Consider the following 14,402-nt stretch of genomic DNA (forward strand, 5'->3'; position numbering starts at 1 on the left):
AGATGTATTTTTCTTGGGAATGCGCTTCAAATTAGTAGTGAAACGGAATAGTGCGCAGGTATGTTGAAACCACCAACGGAAAGATGGCTCCAACACACGCTTCAGCCAGGAGCTGGTGTGCTGCTGGCTGATTGTGATGTCATGGCCTTACTTAAGCAGGCCGACTTCTTTGTAGTATTTTACTGCACCAGGATGCAGAGGGATTGAAAGACCGGCTTTGACCATCTCTTCCTTTTTCAGGTTGGTAAAAGCTGGGTGCAGGCGCTTGAAGGTATCGAAGTTCTCAAATACGGCTTTGGCCACGTTGTACGCCACTTCATCAGACACATCCGACGTGGTTACCATAGTGGCGGCGACACCGAAGCTGTTGACGTCACCATCCGTACCGCGGTACATGCCGGCAGGAACCGTGCTGTAGGCGTAGTAGGGGTTTTTCGCAACGATGTTATCGATCTCAGCGCCGGTCGCAGAAACCAGTTTCGCATCGCATGAGGTGGTTGCTTCTTTGATCGAGCCGTTCGGGTGGCCGACCATGTAAATGAACGCGTCAATTTTGTTGTCACACAATGCCTGAGAGCGTTCAGAGCCTTTCAGTTCTGATGCCAGTTTAAAGCTGTCATTGGTCCAGCCCATCGCTTCCATGACCACGCCCATTGTCGCACGGTCACCGGATCCCGGGTTACCAATGTTAACGCGTTTGCCTTTCAGGTCTTTGACATTGTCAATGCCAGCATCGGCACGGGCGATAATATTGAAAGGTTCGGTGTGAAGAGAGAACATTGCGCGTAATTTTTTGTACGGGCCTTGTTCAGCAAACTTACTGGTTCCGTTATAGCCGTGGTATTGCCAGTCAGACTGTACAATACCAAAATCCAGCTCACCGGCACGGATGGTGTTGACGTTGTAGATTGATCCACCGGTCGCTTCTACAGAACAACGTACATTGTGCTCTTTACGACCTTTGTTGACCAACTTACAGATAGCACCGCCGGTAGGGTAATACACCCCAGTGACTGAGCCGGTACCGATAGTAATGAACTCTTGAGCGTTAACGGCGCCTGCACCCATTACTACAGCGGTAATCGCACCTACTTTAATAAGCTTGTTAAATGCCATGAATTTCCCTTCCTTTATACTCGTTATTAACCCTGAAATAACCTGAGTCAGTTTCAGGAGTTTCCCATTCGGAAACGGCATACTTTTCAATCCAATCGTTTGTAAAAGCGAGCGAATCATAACAAAAAATTGGCAGAAAATTATCCAGTTGTTAAAAGAATTAGCGAATTAATCTAAAGGATAGACAAATGTTTGGTGGGTAGGTGAACGTATTGTTCTTTTTATATCAATGTCTTATGTTATTTGGGAGCAAGATCGCTAAAAATTCCGTACTGTGATCTGGATCACGTTGATTTTAGTGAGAAATCCATCAATGGTAGCATGGTTTTTACATCATTTACGGGCTACAATCCACCTCGCGAATTATAGCCCGTTTCAATCACTTAGCCTGTGTATTCAAACAAATCACACACAGAAAGAAATAGTTGTTCTGTGGTGACTGACAGGGTCGGGGTGATGAAAATAGTATCATCACCGGCGACAACGCCCAGAATACCTTCCGATTTACCCAGTGAGTCCAGCAAGCGGGCAATCAGCTGCGCGGCACCTGGACCGGTATGAATGACAACTAAGGCGTTGTTGCGATCAATGTCCAGCACCAGTTCTCGCAAAGAGCTGCTAACTGTAGGAACCCCCAGTTCGGCTGGGAGGCAGTAGACCATTTCCATTTTGGCATTGCGGGTACGTACCGCGCCAAATTTGGTCAGCATCCGAGAGACTTTGGATTGGTTAATACTCTCAAAACCTTGCTGTTTGAGTGCATCAACAATTTCTCCTTGGGAGCCAAAGCTTTCTTCTTTTAATAAGGCTTTAAAAGCGCGAACTAAGCTGTCTTGTTTTTCCGAATTGCGCATAATTGTGTTGAATCTCTTACTTGCGTGTCAGTAATTTTGCATATTTTCGCATAGATATTCATCCGATGCCAAAAGGTCACAGCAATATGTTAATTTCATCACTGTAAAACGCATACGGAATGGCTGTCTGTTATTTTATGAAAGCAGTTTTTCCGCCCCAACTTTGTTTATTGATTTTCTTGTCATTTCAAATAAATAACACAATAATCCCCCTATATTTGTGGCACGAGAACAATGAGTTGCGCGAGGTCGCAAAGCGAGCGTTAATTGATTGTAATCAAGTTGTGATTTAGTTAGGTTTGTCATAGCTGTTTATAAAATACCCTACAAATACGTTTATAAGAGAATCAATCTCAAGGAGAACTACATGAAAGTAGCCGTTATTGGTGCCGCTGGTGGCATCGGTCAAGCCCTGGCCCTTCTACTTAAGAACCGTCTTCCCGCTGGTTCTGATTTAGCCCTTTACGATATTGCTCCAGTAACTCCGGGTGTGGCAGCGGATCTCAGTCATATCCCTACCCCTGTTTCGATCAAAGGCTATGCCGGTGAAGATCCAACCCCAGCCCTAGATGGCGCTGATGTGGTGCTGATTTCTGCCGGTGTGGCGCGTAAGCCAGGTATGGATCGTGCGGATCTGTTTAATGTGAACGCTGGCATCGTCAAGTCATTGGCTGAGAAGATCGCGGTCGTTTGCCCTAACGCTTGCATTGGTATCATCACCAACCCGGTTAACACAACGGTTCCGATTGCAGCAGAAGTGCTGAAAAAGGCCGGTGTTTACGATAAACGTAAGCTGTTTGGTGTAACGACACTTGATGTGATTCGCTCTGAAACGTTTGTCGCGCAGCTGAAAGATAAAGATCCAGGCGATATCCGTGTTCCGGTTATTGGTGGTCATTCTGGTGTGACTATTCTTCCATTGCTATCTCAGGTTGAAGGAGTGGAGTTCAGCGCGGAAGAGGTGGAAGCACTGACTAAACGTATCCAAAACGCGGGTACAGAGGTTGTGGAAGCCAAAGCTGGCGGTGGTAGTGCGACACTTTCGATGGGCCAGGCCGCATGCCGTTTTGGTCTGGCGTTGGTCAAAGCACTGCAGGGCGAAGAAGCGGTAATTGAGTGCGCGTACGTGGAAGGCGACGGTGCCCATGCGCCATTCTTTGCCCAGCCGGTCAAACTGGGTAAAAACGGTGTTGAGGAAGTGTTGAGCTACGGTGCCTTGAGTGCCTATGAGCAAGCGGCCCTGGATGGCATGCTGGACACATTGAACAGCGATATCAGCATCGGGATTGAGTTCGCAAGCTAAGCCCTGCGCGATATTTTGTGTTGCTGAAAGTCGATCTTTGGATCGGCTTTTTTGATCCTTTCTGCTCTCGCTGCGTAAGAAAAAGAGCATTTGTCAACGCGTCGAGGTAAAAGATCATGGAAGCAAGTCGGATCCGCAAAGGGATGATGGTCGAGTGCCAGCAGGGAGTGGGCAAGATACTGGTCGTGGATCGCGAAGCTGAAACGGTATTGCTGATCAAGCAAGGATCGGACGAACAGTTAGCGCTCAGTTTTGACGAAATAGAAGACAACCCACAATTACATGGCGGCAGCGAGCACTACTACTAATCAAACCAGGAGGAGCGCAGCTATTCCTGGTTCTTTTTCCGCGCCGTTATTTGCTGCGTTTCACCGCCAGGTGAGCCAGCGTGACCAGGGCGTCTTTGTATTCTGAGGCTGGCAGAATGCTTAACTCGGCGATAGCCTTGTCAGCCTCGTCCAGCGCCTTCTGTTTGGTGTATTCAAGCGATCGGGTCTGTTGCATAATAGCGAGGATGTCGTCTAAATGCGCCATGCCATTGGCGTTCTCTATCGCACCCCGGATCAGTGCCGCATTGTCTGGGGAGGTGTTACGCATCGCATGCAGTAACGGTAGGGTCGGTTTGCCTTCAGCCAGATCATCACCGACATTTTTTCCCATTTCTTTGCCGTCAGCAGTGTAGTCCATCACATCATCGATAAGCTGGAAAGCCGTGCCCAGGTATTTGCCGTAATTCTGCAGGGCCAGTTCGACCTCCGGTGAGGCGTTGTTTAAGATTGCCCCGATTTGGGTGGCGGCCTCGAACAAGCGGGCGGTTTTGGAATAGATCACCTGCATGTAATTGTCTTCAGTGGTTTCGGGATCGTTGCAGTTCATCAGTTGCTGCACTTCACCTTCGGCGATGACATTAACGGCTTCGCTCATCAACTTAAGGATCTTCATTGAGTTGAGCTCGGTCATCATCTGGAAAGAGCGGGTGTAGATAAAATCCCCAACCAATACACTGGCTGCGTTACCAAATGCAGCATTGGCCGTGGCTTTGCCGCGTCGCATGTCTGATTCATCGACGACATCGTCGTGCAGCAGCGTGGCGGTATGGATAAATTCAATAAAGGCGGCGGCCATGGTGTGGTCTTGCCCTTGGTACCCGAGAGCACGCGCAGACAAAATCGCGAGAATGGGCCGCAGACGCTTGCCTCCACCACTGACGATATAGAACCCCAGTTGGTTGATTAGAGAGACATCAGAATTGAGTTGGGCTTGAATTGTTTCATTCACTTTTGCCATGTCATCGGCAGTAAGCGCTTGGATAGTTTTAAAATCCATCGTATATCCGGCTGAAGTTAGACCCTGCAAGGCTTATTGGTTTTATATAATTGTCGAATAATACACTAAAAAACGTTGATTAATACATCACTAAAGGGCATGATTGCCGCACTTTTATTTGGCGATTAGCTTTTCGCCAATTATTTCAAAATATGGCTTGTATTAGGGGCATCTCTTCTGTAGAATCTGCGCCCTATTGATGATTAGTTAAGCGCACACCCTATCGAAAAGGCTGTGCGGAAAAAGCGGAGTAAAATATGTACGCTGTTTTCCAATCTGGTGGTAAACAACACCGTGTAAGCGAAGGTCAAACTCTTCGTTTAGAGAAATTAGACGTTGAAACTGGTGCAACTGTAGAATTTGATAAAGTTCTGCTTGTTGCTAACGGCGAAGACATCAAAGTTGGTGCTCCTCTTGTAGAGGGCGGCAAAGTTGTTGCTGAAGTTGTACAACACGGTCGTGGCGATAAAGTTAAAATCGTTAAGTTCCGTCGTCGTAAGCACTCTCGTAAGCAACAGGGTCACCGTCAGTGGTTCACTGAAGTGAAGATCACTGGTATCAACGCTTAATCTATTAGGAGAGTTTAACAATGGCACACAAAAAAGCTGGTGGTTCTACTCGTAACGGCCGCGATTCAGAAAGCAAACGTCTAGGTGTTAAGCGTTTCGGTGGTGAATCTGTTCTTGCAGGTAACATCATCGTTCGTCAACGTGGTACTAAGTTCCACGCTGGTAACAACGTTGGCCTAGGTAAAGACCACACTCTATTCGCTCTAACTGACGGCAAAGTTAAGTTCGAGACGAAAGGTCCTAAGAACCGTAAATTCGTAAGCATCGAAGCTGAGTAATTTTACGATTCTAGCTGAATTCAAAAGCCCTGCCGATACGGCGGGGTTTTTTATTTATATATATCAGGATGCTCAAGCCGATATTATGTGCTGCTTGTGCACAGACAGTCGACATATCGAAGTTTCTCGCCTGAGACCTTTAGGTGGTCGCTGGGAACTTAGATCTGTCATCTGCTAAAATGTAGCATGACAATCTTGATTAAATCCACGCGCGAAGTAGTCGGAGTAAAAGATGAAGTTCGTAGATGAAGCGGTAGTGAAAGTTCAGGCTGGTGACGGCGGCAACGGTGTTGTCAGTTTCTGGCGTGAAAAATTTGTCACCAAAGGTGGCCCGGATGGTGGCGATGGCGGTGATGGTGGCGATGTATATATCCAAGCCGACGAAAACCTAAATACCCTGATTGATTACCGTTTCCAACGTTTTTATGAAGCTGAGCGTGGTGAGAACGGCCGAGGTGGTAACTGTACCGGTAAACGTGGTAAAGACAAAGTGCTGCGTGTTCCGGTCGGAACCCGTGCCGTCGATATCCACACCAATGAAATTGTTGCTGAAGTGGCAGAACACGGCAAAAAAATCATGGTTGCGAAAGGTGGCTGGCATGGCCTGGGGAATACCCGTTTCAAGTCATCGGTTAACCGTGCGCCACGTCAGAAGACTTTGGGTACCAAAGGCGAAATCCGTGAACTGCGCCTGGAACTGCTGTTGCTGGCAGACGTAGGTATGCTGGGCTTGCCGAATGCCGGTAAATCGACTTTTATCCGTTCGGTATCAGCGGCGAAGCCGAAAGTCGCAGACTATCCGTTTACCACCTTGATCCCTAGTTTGGGTGTCGTGAGTGTTGTGCCAGAGAAAAGCTTTGTTGTCGCAGACATTCCGGGCTTGATCGAAGGGGCGGCAGACGGTGCTGGATTAGGCATTCGCTTCCTGAAGCATCTTGAGCGTTGCCGTGTATTGCTGCATATGATCGATATTATGCCGATCGATCAGTCTGATCCGGTGCAAAACGCGCTGACGATCATTGATGAGTTGGAGCAATACAGCGAAAAGCTGGCAGAAAAACCACGCTGGCTGGTGTTTAATAAAGTCGATCTGATGCCCCAGGAAGAGGCGGACGCCAAGATCCAGGAGATCCTCGATGCGCTGGGCTGGGAAGATGAGTACTTTAAGATCTCGGCTATCAACAAGCAGGGGACTAAAGAGCTGTGTTACAAGTTAGCTGACTTTATGGAAAATCTGCCACGCGAAGATCAAGAAGTGACGGAAGAAGAAAAAGTTAACTTTATGTGGGATGATTACCACAAAGACGCCATGGCCGGAAAAGACGTGATCACTGAAGATGATGACGACTGGGATGACTGGGACGACGATGAAGATGACGGTCACGTTATCTATGTCCGTGAATAGATTGCTTGCCATCGCTTGTTGACAAAAAAGCTGCAAAGTTACTTTGCAGCTTTTTTTGTTCAGAGCATTTGCACTTCATTCTTGCTCTGGCAAACTAACCGTACGATCAGATCATAATGGGTGAAAGGACTGCCAAAAAGTGGATTTAAACCGACGAATATCAGAAATCGATAGGCTGATATTTAAATATTATCGAGTGGTTCACGGCATCAGAATTGCCACCGCCTTCGTCATTACCCTTGCATTAACTTCTTACCTGCAGCTTCCTGAAAGCACCTGGATACTTATAACATTAGTGGTAGTCATTGGCCCAATTTCGTATCTGGGTAATGTCTTACCTAGGGCCTGGCATCGCACGATGGGCACTATGCTGGGGGCGTTGTCCGGAGTGATAGCCATCTCGCTCGGCCAGTATGCGCTGGTGATGATGTATATCTGGTGCGGCTTGGTGATGTTCCTCAGTGCGTATTTTGCGATGGGGAAACGTCCATATGTCTGCTTGCTGATCGGAATCACGTTGGCGGTGACTACCGGTGCTGGCAATCACGATGTCGAAGTGGCACTTTGGCGTGGCCTGGATGTTACCGTGGGCTGTGCGCTAGCGGTACTGTTTTGTCTGATCTATCCCCAGCGGGCGTTTATTCACTGGCGAATGCGGTTAGGTCGTACATTACAGCATTTTGCGACAATTTATCATATCTCTACCTCGCCCAATATTCTTGATAAGCCAGACATTGAACGCTATCAACCGAGGTTGATGAAAGAGATGAACACCCTGCGTACGCTTATCTCACCATCAGTGAAAGAATCGAAAATAAGCGGCCACTTACTGGAAGCCATCCAGGTGCAGGTACGCAATACCTTGTACTCCATAGAGCTGCTGAATAGCTCTTACTGGAGTGATCGAAGCAGTCACCTCAATATGCTGTGGTCGAAGCCGTTGACCGAATGTCAGAAGACGATTGAGCAGGAGTTTTATGCGTTATCTAACCTGATGTTCACAGGAGCCCTGACTTCAGAGATGTCCGGACAGGACATCGAAACCAGCATGCAGGAGCTGAAGGCCAGTATGCCCAAGATCTCGGGTGAAGAGGCGAGTATTAACGGGTATCTTTGGCTTAATCTGAAGTTGATGGAAGATTTAATCAGTTTAAGGAAGTTATTGATATATTCATTAAACTTGTCACACGAATAGCTCTTCACAAGTTTGTTGTTTTTGGTCAACCTCTGTTCAGTTTTTGGTTCACCCTGATGATAGAATTCTATAAAATGACGTTCTTTCGTTTATTTGATGATCAAGAACTGGAATGGATTCTAAACAGAGGGCGATTTCTCGTCTGGTGGCTCAGGCTGGACAAATGTTGCTGGCACATGGCGCGGAAAGCGCTCTGGTTAGCAACATCATGCGCCGTATCGGGCTGGCTTGTGGTGTTTCGGATGTCGAAGTGGCGTTATCGGCCAATGCCCTGGTGGTGACCACTGTGATGGGCCACCATTGTGTGACGACTACCCGAAGCTGCGCAGACCGTGGCATCAACATGCGCGTGGTGACGCAAATTCAGCGCATCTGCATCATGATTGAGCACGGACTGCTGGATCACGCAATGGCCCAGAAGAAGTTAAATGAGATCAGTCCGGAACGCTATAACCGCTGGTTGGTAGTGGGGATGATCGGTTTGTCCTGTGCTGCGTTTTCTCGTCTGGCCGGAGGCGACTGGGGAGTCTTCTGGATGACGTTTCTTGCCTCTGCTGGCGGCATGACGGTTCGTCAGGAAGTCGGTCACCGTCATTTTAATCCGCTGCTTAACTTTGCCGCTACAGCATTTGTCACCACCCTGATCTCTGCGCAGGCGGTGATATATAACATCGGTAATTTGCCCACCGTGGTTATGGCGTCGTCCGTATTGATGTTGGTCCCGGGTTTCCCATTGATTAATTCAGTTGCTGATATGCTAAAAGGTCACATTAACATGGGTATTGCCCGTTTTGTGATGGCCAGTTTACTCACGCTGGCGACATGCCTGGGCATTGTCGCGGCGATGGGGGTGACAGGGATCTGGGGGTGGATGAGCTTATGAACGTGATGGATGTCTTAATCGGCCTGGCCAATGACATGTTTTTCGCCGCCATTCCAGCGGTGGGTTTTGCGATGGTGTTTAACGTACCACAAAGGGCGTTAGTCTATTGTGCGGTTGGTGGGGCAATCGGCCATGGTAGCCGTTATTTAATGATGCAGTTTGGTTTTCCTATTGAGTGGGCGACGTTTTTTGCGGCGACGCTGGTTGGCCTTATCGGGGTGCATTGGTCGCACCGATTGCTGGCTCACCCTAAAGTTTTTACGGTCGCGGCCCTGATCCCTATGGTGCCAGGTGTGTTTGCCTATAAAGCGATGATCGCGATGGTTGAAATCAACCATTTAGGCTATTCACATGAACTGCTTGCTACCTGTATGGAAAACTTTCTTAAGGCGATGTTTATTATTGCTGGTTTAGCCGTTGGCCTGGCGGTTCCGGGACTGTTATTCTATCGCCGCAAGCCCATAGTATAAGGACCCAGCATGATCATCAGTATGATTGCCGCGATGGCAGACAACCGTATCATTGGCAAAAACAACCAAATGCCCTGGCATCTGCCGGCAGATTTTGCCTGGTTTAAGCGCTGCACCATGGGCAAACCGGTGGTGATGGGGCGTAAAACCTATCAATCGATTGGGCGTCCTCTGCCGGGGCGGGTGAATATCGTCATCAGTCGAGATGCATCACTCAGTATTGAGGGAGTGACTACCGTGACTTCGATTGAACAGGCGCTCGAGGCTGCGGGTGATGCTGAGGAAGTGATGATCATTGGTGGCGGCGCCGTTTATGCGGCGTGTTTGCCAATGGCAGATCGGCTTTATATCACCGACATTGATGCTCAGGTTGAAGGTGACACCCAGTTCCCGGAGTGGGGCTGTGAGTTTAAACCAAGCTACTCGGAAACCTATCAGGCAGATGAGAAAAACGCTTACGCTATGCGTTTTATCATTTTAGAGAAGTAACTGCCTGAGACAGAAAAAACACCGCATTAGCGGTGTTTTTTTGTTTTGTAGCGGGCCCAGGGAGGCCAGCAAGCTTCCGCTCCGTCAGTGCACGCATATTGGGTTGTGAATGTGCGCTTAAACCGGCTTCGCGTGACGGGCTGGGCCGTCTTACTGTTAACCCAGTGCGGGTTGTTCAAATAGCTGCTTGTCTTCCCAACGGAGCATGGTTAAGTTCCCGCCCCAGACACAACCGGTGTCGAGGCCGATAACATTCTCGCCGTGATAGCCTTCCAATGCGGCCCAGTGGCCGAATAATACCGGTTTATGTAATGCGATCCGCTGTGGCAGCTCGAACCAGGGCAGTAGCTCACTTTCTGCGACTTCGCTAGGCGGTAATTTGCAGTCCATATCCAGACGGCCATCCAGATGACAAAAGCGCATCCGGGTAAAAGCATTGATGGTATAGCGATAACGCTCCAATTCGTTTAAGTCAGGCGTCCAGCGATCGGGGGTGTTGCAGTACATATTCTCGAGCAGCCACGGGAAGTTGCTACTTTGCAGAATGGCTTCCACTTCGCGTGCGCAGGTGCGTGCTGTGGCTAAATCCCATTCCGGGGAGATACCCGCATGGCTCATGACAAACTCATCATGCTCCGCGAACAGGGGTTGATGACGCAACCAGTGCAGCAGTTCTTCTTTGTCCGGAGCGGCAAAGATAGCTGCGGTTTTATCTTTGTTTTTCAGTTTCTTAATGCCGATAGAAACGGCAAGCAGGTGCAGATCGTGGTTACCCAGCACCACACGGCCACTGTTTCCGAGCGACTTGGCAAAACGCAGCGTCTCGAGTGATTTGTTGCCGCGGGCGACCAGATCGCCGGCAAACCAGAGTTGATCGTGTTGGGGAGAAAACTGCGCAAGCTCAAGCAGGCATTGCAGTTCATCAAAACAGCCTTGAATATCACCAACAATATAGGTTGCCACAATATCTCCTGCTTAATTTAATACGTTTGGTACCGCGAGACGGAAAGGTTCTATCTCCACGGCAAAATCTTGGTTTTTCTCATCCAGCATCAGGTAATGTCCCTGCATGACGCCTACCGGCGTTTCCAACGCAGTTCCGCTGCTGTAGGTGTATTCATCGTTGCTTTCGATAAAAGGCTGCTGGCCAACCACACCCTCTCCTTCAACAGTCATCTGCTTGCCATTGGCATCGGTGATCAGCCAACGTCGACCGAGTAGCTGAACCGTCTGCTGACTGAGGTTTTTGATGGTGATGGTGTAGGCAAACACGAAGCGCTTAAGATCAGGGTTCGATTGGTCAGCAATGTATTTGCTGTGGACTTGAATCTTGATGCAAGGTTGAATGACGTCCATGTTCACTCCTTGGGAATGGCGTTACCACTATCATAAGCCAAACCGGCCAGGGTTTGGCTTATTCAGTTAAGCTATTACTGGTGTTTGTCTGCCAGCCAGTTGGCCATTGCAACAAATTGTTCTAGCGTCAGGTTTTCAGGACGCATACTCGGGTTAATCCCCAGTGTTTCCAGCTCTTCTAAGCTTATTAGTGATTTGTAGCAGTTACGCACGGTTTTGCGTCGTTGGTTGAAACCTTCACGGCAGACCCGGTCGAGCCACTGCAGATCTTTGGCCGGGTAAGGCAGCTCTTCGTATGGCATCAGGCGTACCACGGCAGAGTCTACTTTTGGTGGCGGAACAAACGCGGTCGGCGGAACTTCCAATACCGGCACCACTTTACAATAGTATTGTGCCATAACCGTCAGGCGTCCATACGCTTTACTGCCGGGTCCTGCAGCCAGGCGGTTGACCACCTCTTTTTGCAGCATAAAGTGCATGTCTTGAATGTCTTTATGAAATTCAAACAGGTGGAACATCAATGGGGTGGAGATGTTGTACGGTAAGTTACCAAAGATGCGTAGCTTGTTGTTTGGCTTCACCAGCTGGGCAAAGTCAAAGCGCATGGCATCACCTTCATGAATGGTCAGTTTGTCTGCCAGTTCCGGGTGGTTACGCAGGCGTTCTGCCAGATCGCGGTCGAGTTCGATCACGGTGAACTTGTCGACTTCGCGACCTACCGGCTCAGTAATCGCCCCCAGACCCGGGCCGATCTCGACCAGGTTTTGCCCTGGTTTTGGGTTGATGGCTGATACGATGCCATCAATAATGTATGGATCGTTCAGGAAGTTTTGACCAAAACGTTTACGCGCTTTGTGCCCTAAATGGACATCATTTCTCATTGTTTATTCTCTACCAATTCTATCGCATGCGTGAGCGCTGTTCGGAAGCTCCCTGTATCCGCATTACCGGTCCCTGCCAGTTCTAATGCTGTGCCATGGTCTACAGAGGTCCTGATAAAGGGTAGACCAAGCGTGATGTTGACTGAACGACCAAAGCCTTTGTATTTCAATACTGGCAATACTTGATCGTGATACATGCCGAGAACCGCATCCGCATCGTTTAAATACTTTTCATTGAAAATGGTGTCTGCCGGCAGTGGGCCGATCAGATTGATTCCTTTTTCTTGTCGAATTTTTTCCAGTGTCGGAGTGATGGTTTCGATCTCTTCACGGCCTAAACAGCCATCTTCGCCCGCATGGGGGTTCAATCCGCAAACATAAATGTTGGGTTGTGAGATAGCAAATTTTTCCACCAGATCGCGGTGGAGAATATCGATGATTTTCTCCAGTCGCTCTGGCGTGACCGCTTTAGATACGTAGGCCAAAGGAATATGAGTGGTGACTAGAGCCACACGCAGACCTTCGGTTGCCAGCATCATGACTACCAGAGGGGTGTTGGACTTCTCTGCAAAGAACTCGGTATGCCCACTGAATGCGACGCCTGCACGGTTTATCACCCCTTTATGTACAGGGCCGGTGACAATAGCATCAAATTCGTCATTCATACAGCCTAAAGCGGCTCTTTCTAGTGTTTTTAATACGTAGTGGCCATTGGCTTCATCAAGCTGGCCCGGTACACACTCGGCGGATATCTCTACATGATCAACAATTAAGGTACCGGCTCGTTGTGCTTGCGGTGCCTGAGCAGGCTGGTAGTCTTGCAGTTCGACTTCAATGCCTAACTGCTTAGCACGTTGCTGCAGCATGTGCTTGTCGGCGCATACCACGATTTGATGCGCCCAGTCCTCCCTGGAGAGCGCTAATACCAGATCAGGGCCGATGCCCGCCGGTTCACCAGCGGTTACCACGATTCTGCGGATTGAATTAGTTGTCATCATTGTCGTCCACCACTTCTACAAAGGCGCTGGCACGCAGCTCTTGCAGCCAGGCTCCTGCTTCTTCGTTAAATTTACGGTTGAAGAGGATACGGTAAGCACGGTTTTTCATCGCCGAGTCAGTACGGTCGACTTCACGGCGGTCAAGCACTTCGACGATATGCCAGCCATGCACGGTTTTAAACGGCTGGCTGATGGAACCCTCAGGGAGCGTTTCAACCTGATGCTTGAACTCTGGCACATACAGATCGGGCGTTTGATAACCCAGCTCACCGTTTTGCGCGGCAGAACCCGGATCCTGGCTGTATTGCTGGGCCAGCTCACCGAATGTCGCTTCACCTGCCTGGATACGGCGAATAAAATCATTTAACTGCTTCTGTACCCCTTCATCACTTAAGATTAACGTTGGCTTGATCAGGATATGGCGGGCATTTACTTCAGTAACAGCTACGGTTTCTAAGCCTTTGACATCTTCCAGTTTCAGGATATGGAAGCCGACACCACTGCGGAACGGGCCAATGATGCTACCTTTGGTCTGCATTTTGATCTGATCGGCAAAGATGGTTGGCATCTCTTCTTTACGCATCCAGCCCCAGTCACCACCCTGCAGGGCTTTCGGCCCTTTTGAGTAGGTGTAGGCCATTTCGGTGAAGTCTGCCCCCGCCTTTAGCTGTTCGGCCAAGGTATTGGCTTGTGCTTCGATTTCAGATTTGTCCTGGGAGTCTGAAAAGCGCAGCTGAATGTGGGCAATTCTATATTGCACCGTGGCGTTGGTTTCTTTGGCCAGTTGTTCGGCTAAGCTGTCCACTTCGGCGGGCAAAATATTAATACGTCTACGAACCAGTGCGTTACGTGCTTCAGAGACGGCGATCTCTTTACGGATCTGTTCACGGAACTCGGAGTAGGTTAAGCCTTGCTGTTGGACTGTGGCAGAGAACTCGCTGACGCTCTGGTTGTTTTCGCGGGCGATCTCTTCGATGGCCTGGTTGAGGCGGTTGTCATCGATTCGTACGCCAATGCGCTCAGCCTCTTGCGCTTGCAAGGTATCCATGATCAGCTTTTCAACGACTTGTTCCTGCAGCCGTTCTTTTGCTGGCAGGCTTTTGCCACTTTGCTCGGCATTGGCCTGTAAGGTTTTGGTGGCGGTGTTGATATCGCTTTGTAGGATAACACCATTGTTGACAATGACTGCAACCTTATCAAGCTCTTGTGGGGCTGCCACAGCGCCACAAGAAAGTAGGGTAGTGAATAAGATTGATTTCCAAATTTTCATCTAAAATTC

The 14,402-nt window shown here is 49.0% G+C and carries 17 protein-coding genes; 9 read left to right on the forward strand and 8 right to left on the reverse strand.

Translation table 11 applies throughout. The annotated features are described in order from the left end of the window. Nucleotides 1–147 precede the first annotated feature (147 nt). A complete protein-coding gene (locus P2G85_RS05785) occupies nt 148–1,116 on the reverse strand; it encodes a TAXI family TRAP transporter solute-binding subunit (RefSeq protein WP_275863151.1) in 969 nt (322 codons plus the stop codon). Between the two features lie 383 nt (nt 1,117–1,499). Then, complete coding sequence (gene argR / locus P2G85_RS05790) at nt 1,500–1,970, reverse strand: transcriptional regulator ArgR (RefSeq protein ID WP_275863152.1); 471 nt, start codon at nt 1,968–1,970, stop codon at nt 1,500–1,502. Between the two features lie 367 nt (nt 1,971–2,337). Between argR and mdh the strand changes: the two genes are divergently transcribed. Continuing rightward, nucleotides 2,338–3,273 (forward strand): malate dehydrogenase, encoded by a 936-nt coding sequence (mdh, locus tag P2G85_RS05795; protein ID WP_275863153.1) that lies wholly within the window; start codon nt 2,338–2,340, stop codon nt 3,271–3,273. 116 nt (nt 3,274–3,389) lie between these two features. After that, a complete protein-coding gene (locus P2G85_RS05800; protein ID WP_275863154.1) occupies nt 3,390–3,581 on the forward strand; it encodes a hypothetical protein in 192 nt (63 codons plus the stop codon). Between the two features lie 46 nt (nt 3,582–3,627). On the opposite strand, the gene ispB is transcribed toward P2G85_RS05800, so the two are convergent. Next, nucleotides 3,628–4,599, reverse strand: a complete 972-nt coding sequence (ispB, locus tag P2G85_RS05805; RefSeq protein ID WP_275863155.1) for an octaprenyl diphosphate synthase — start codon at nt 4,597–4,599, stop codon at nt 3,628–3,630. Between the two features lie 257 nt (nt 4,600–4,856). Here ispB and rplU point away from each other — a divergent pair, with 257 nt between their 5' ends. The 7 genes from rplU (at nt 4,857) to folA (ending at nt 9,888) form a co-directional block, all read left to right on the forward strand. Next, a complete protein-coding gene (gene rplU / locus P2G85_RS05810) occupies nt 4,857–5,168 on the forward strand; it encodes a 50S ribosomal protein L21 (protein WP_000271393.1) in 312 nt (103 codons plus the stop codon). Nucleotides 5,169–5,188: 20 nt separating this feature from the next. Continuing rightward, nucleotides 5,189–5,446, forward strand: coding sequence for a 50S ribosomal protein L27 (rpmA, locus tag P2G85_RS05815; protein ID WP_021706852.1), 258 nt, complete (start codon nt 5,189–5,191; stop codon nt 5,444–5,446). A 232-nt stretch (nt 5,447–5,678) separates the two neighbouring features. Beyond that, entirely contained in the window at nt 5,679–6,851 is a 1,173-nt protein-coding gene (gene cgtA, locus P2G85_RS05820; RefSeq protein WP_275863156.1) for an Obg family GTPase CgtA, read from the forward strand. 196 nt (nt 6,852–7,047) lie between these two features. Then, on the forward strand, nt 7,048–8,046 hold the full coding sequence (locus P2G85_RS05825) for an FUSC family protein (protein ID WP_275863281.1): 999 nt from the start codon (nt 7,048–7,050) through the stop codon (nt 8,044–8,046). A gap of 112 nt (nt 8,047–8,158) precedes the next feature. Then, a complete protein-coding gene (locus P2G85_RS05830; RefSeq protein ID WP_275863157.1) occupies nt 8,159–8,929 on the forward strand; it encodes a threonine/serine exporter ThrE family protein in 771 nt (256 codons plus the stop codon). Further along, nucleotides 8,926–9,399 (forward strand): threonine/serine exporter family protein, encoded by a 474-nt coding sequence (locus P2G85_RS05835; protein ID WP_275863158.1) that lies wholly within the window; start codon nt 8,926–8,928, stop codon nt 9,397–9,399. Before P2G85_RS05830 ends, P2G85_RS05835 begins: the two co-directional genes overlap by 4 nt. 9 nt (nt 9,400–9,408) lie before the next feature. Further along, nucleotides 9,409–9,888, forward strand: coding sequence for a type 3 dihydrofolate reductase (folA, locus tag P2G85_RS05840; protein WP_275863159.1), 480 nt, complete (start codon nt 9,409–9,411; stop codon nt 9,886–9,888). A gap of 156 nt (nt 9,889–10,044) precedes the next feature. Here folA and apaH read toward each other — a convergent pair whose 3' ends face one another. From apaH to surA, 5 genes are all read right to left on the reverse strand, one after another. Beyond that, the gene (gene apaH / locus P2G85_RS05845) at nt 10,045–10,851 is read right to left on the reverse strand and encodes a bis(5'-nucleosyl)-tetraphosphatase (symmetrical) ApaH (RefSeq protein ID WP_275863160.1); all 807 of its coding nucleotides are present in this window, start codon (nt 10,849–10,851) and stop codon (nt 10,045–10,047) included. A 12-nt stretch (nt 10,852–10,863) separates the two neighbouring features. Continuing rightward, complete coding sequence (apaG, locus tag P2G85_RS05850; RefSeq protein WP_275863161.1) at nt 10,864–11,244, reverse strand: Co2+/Mg2+ efflux protein ApaG; 381 nt, start codon at nt 11,242–11,244, stop codon at nt 10,864–10,866. A gap of 74 nt (nt 11,245–11,318) precedes the next feature. Beyond that, complete coding sequence (gene rsmA / locus P2G85_RS05855) at nt 11,319–12,125, reverse strand: 16S rRNA (adenine(1518)-N(6)/adenine(1519)-N(6))-dimethyltransferase RsmA (protein ID WP_275863162.1); 807 nt, start codon at nt 12,123–12,125, stop codon at nt 11,319–11,321. After that, a complete protein-coding gene (pdxA, locus tag P2G85_RS05860; protein WP_275863282.1) occupies nt 12,122–13,120 on the reverse strand; it encodes a 4-hydroxythreonine-4-phosphate dehydrogenase PdxA in 999 nt (332 codons plus the stop codon). Before pdxA ends, rsmA begins: the two co-directional genes overlap by 4 nt. After that, complete coding sequence (surA, locus tag P2G85_RS05865) at nt 13,110–14,393, reverse strand: peptidylprolyl isomerase SurA (RefSeq protein WP_275863163.1); 1,284 nt, start codon at nt 14,391–14,393, stop codon at nt 13,110–13,112. Before surA ends, pdxA begins: the two co-directional genes overlap by 11 nt. Nucleotides 14,394–14,402 lie beyond the last annotated feature (9 nt).

Source organism: Vibrio sp. CAU 1672 (assembly GCF_029223195.1).
GTDB lineage: Bacteria > Pseudomonadota > Gammaproteobacteria > Enterobacterales > Vibrionaceae > Vibrio.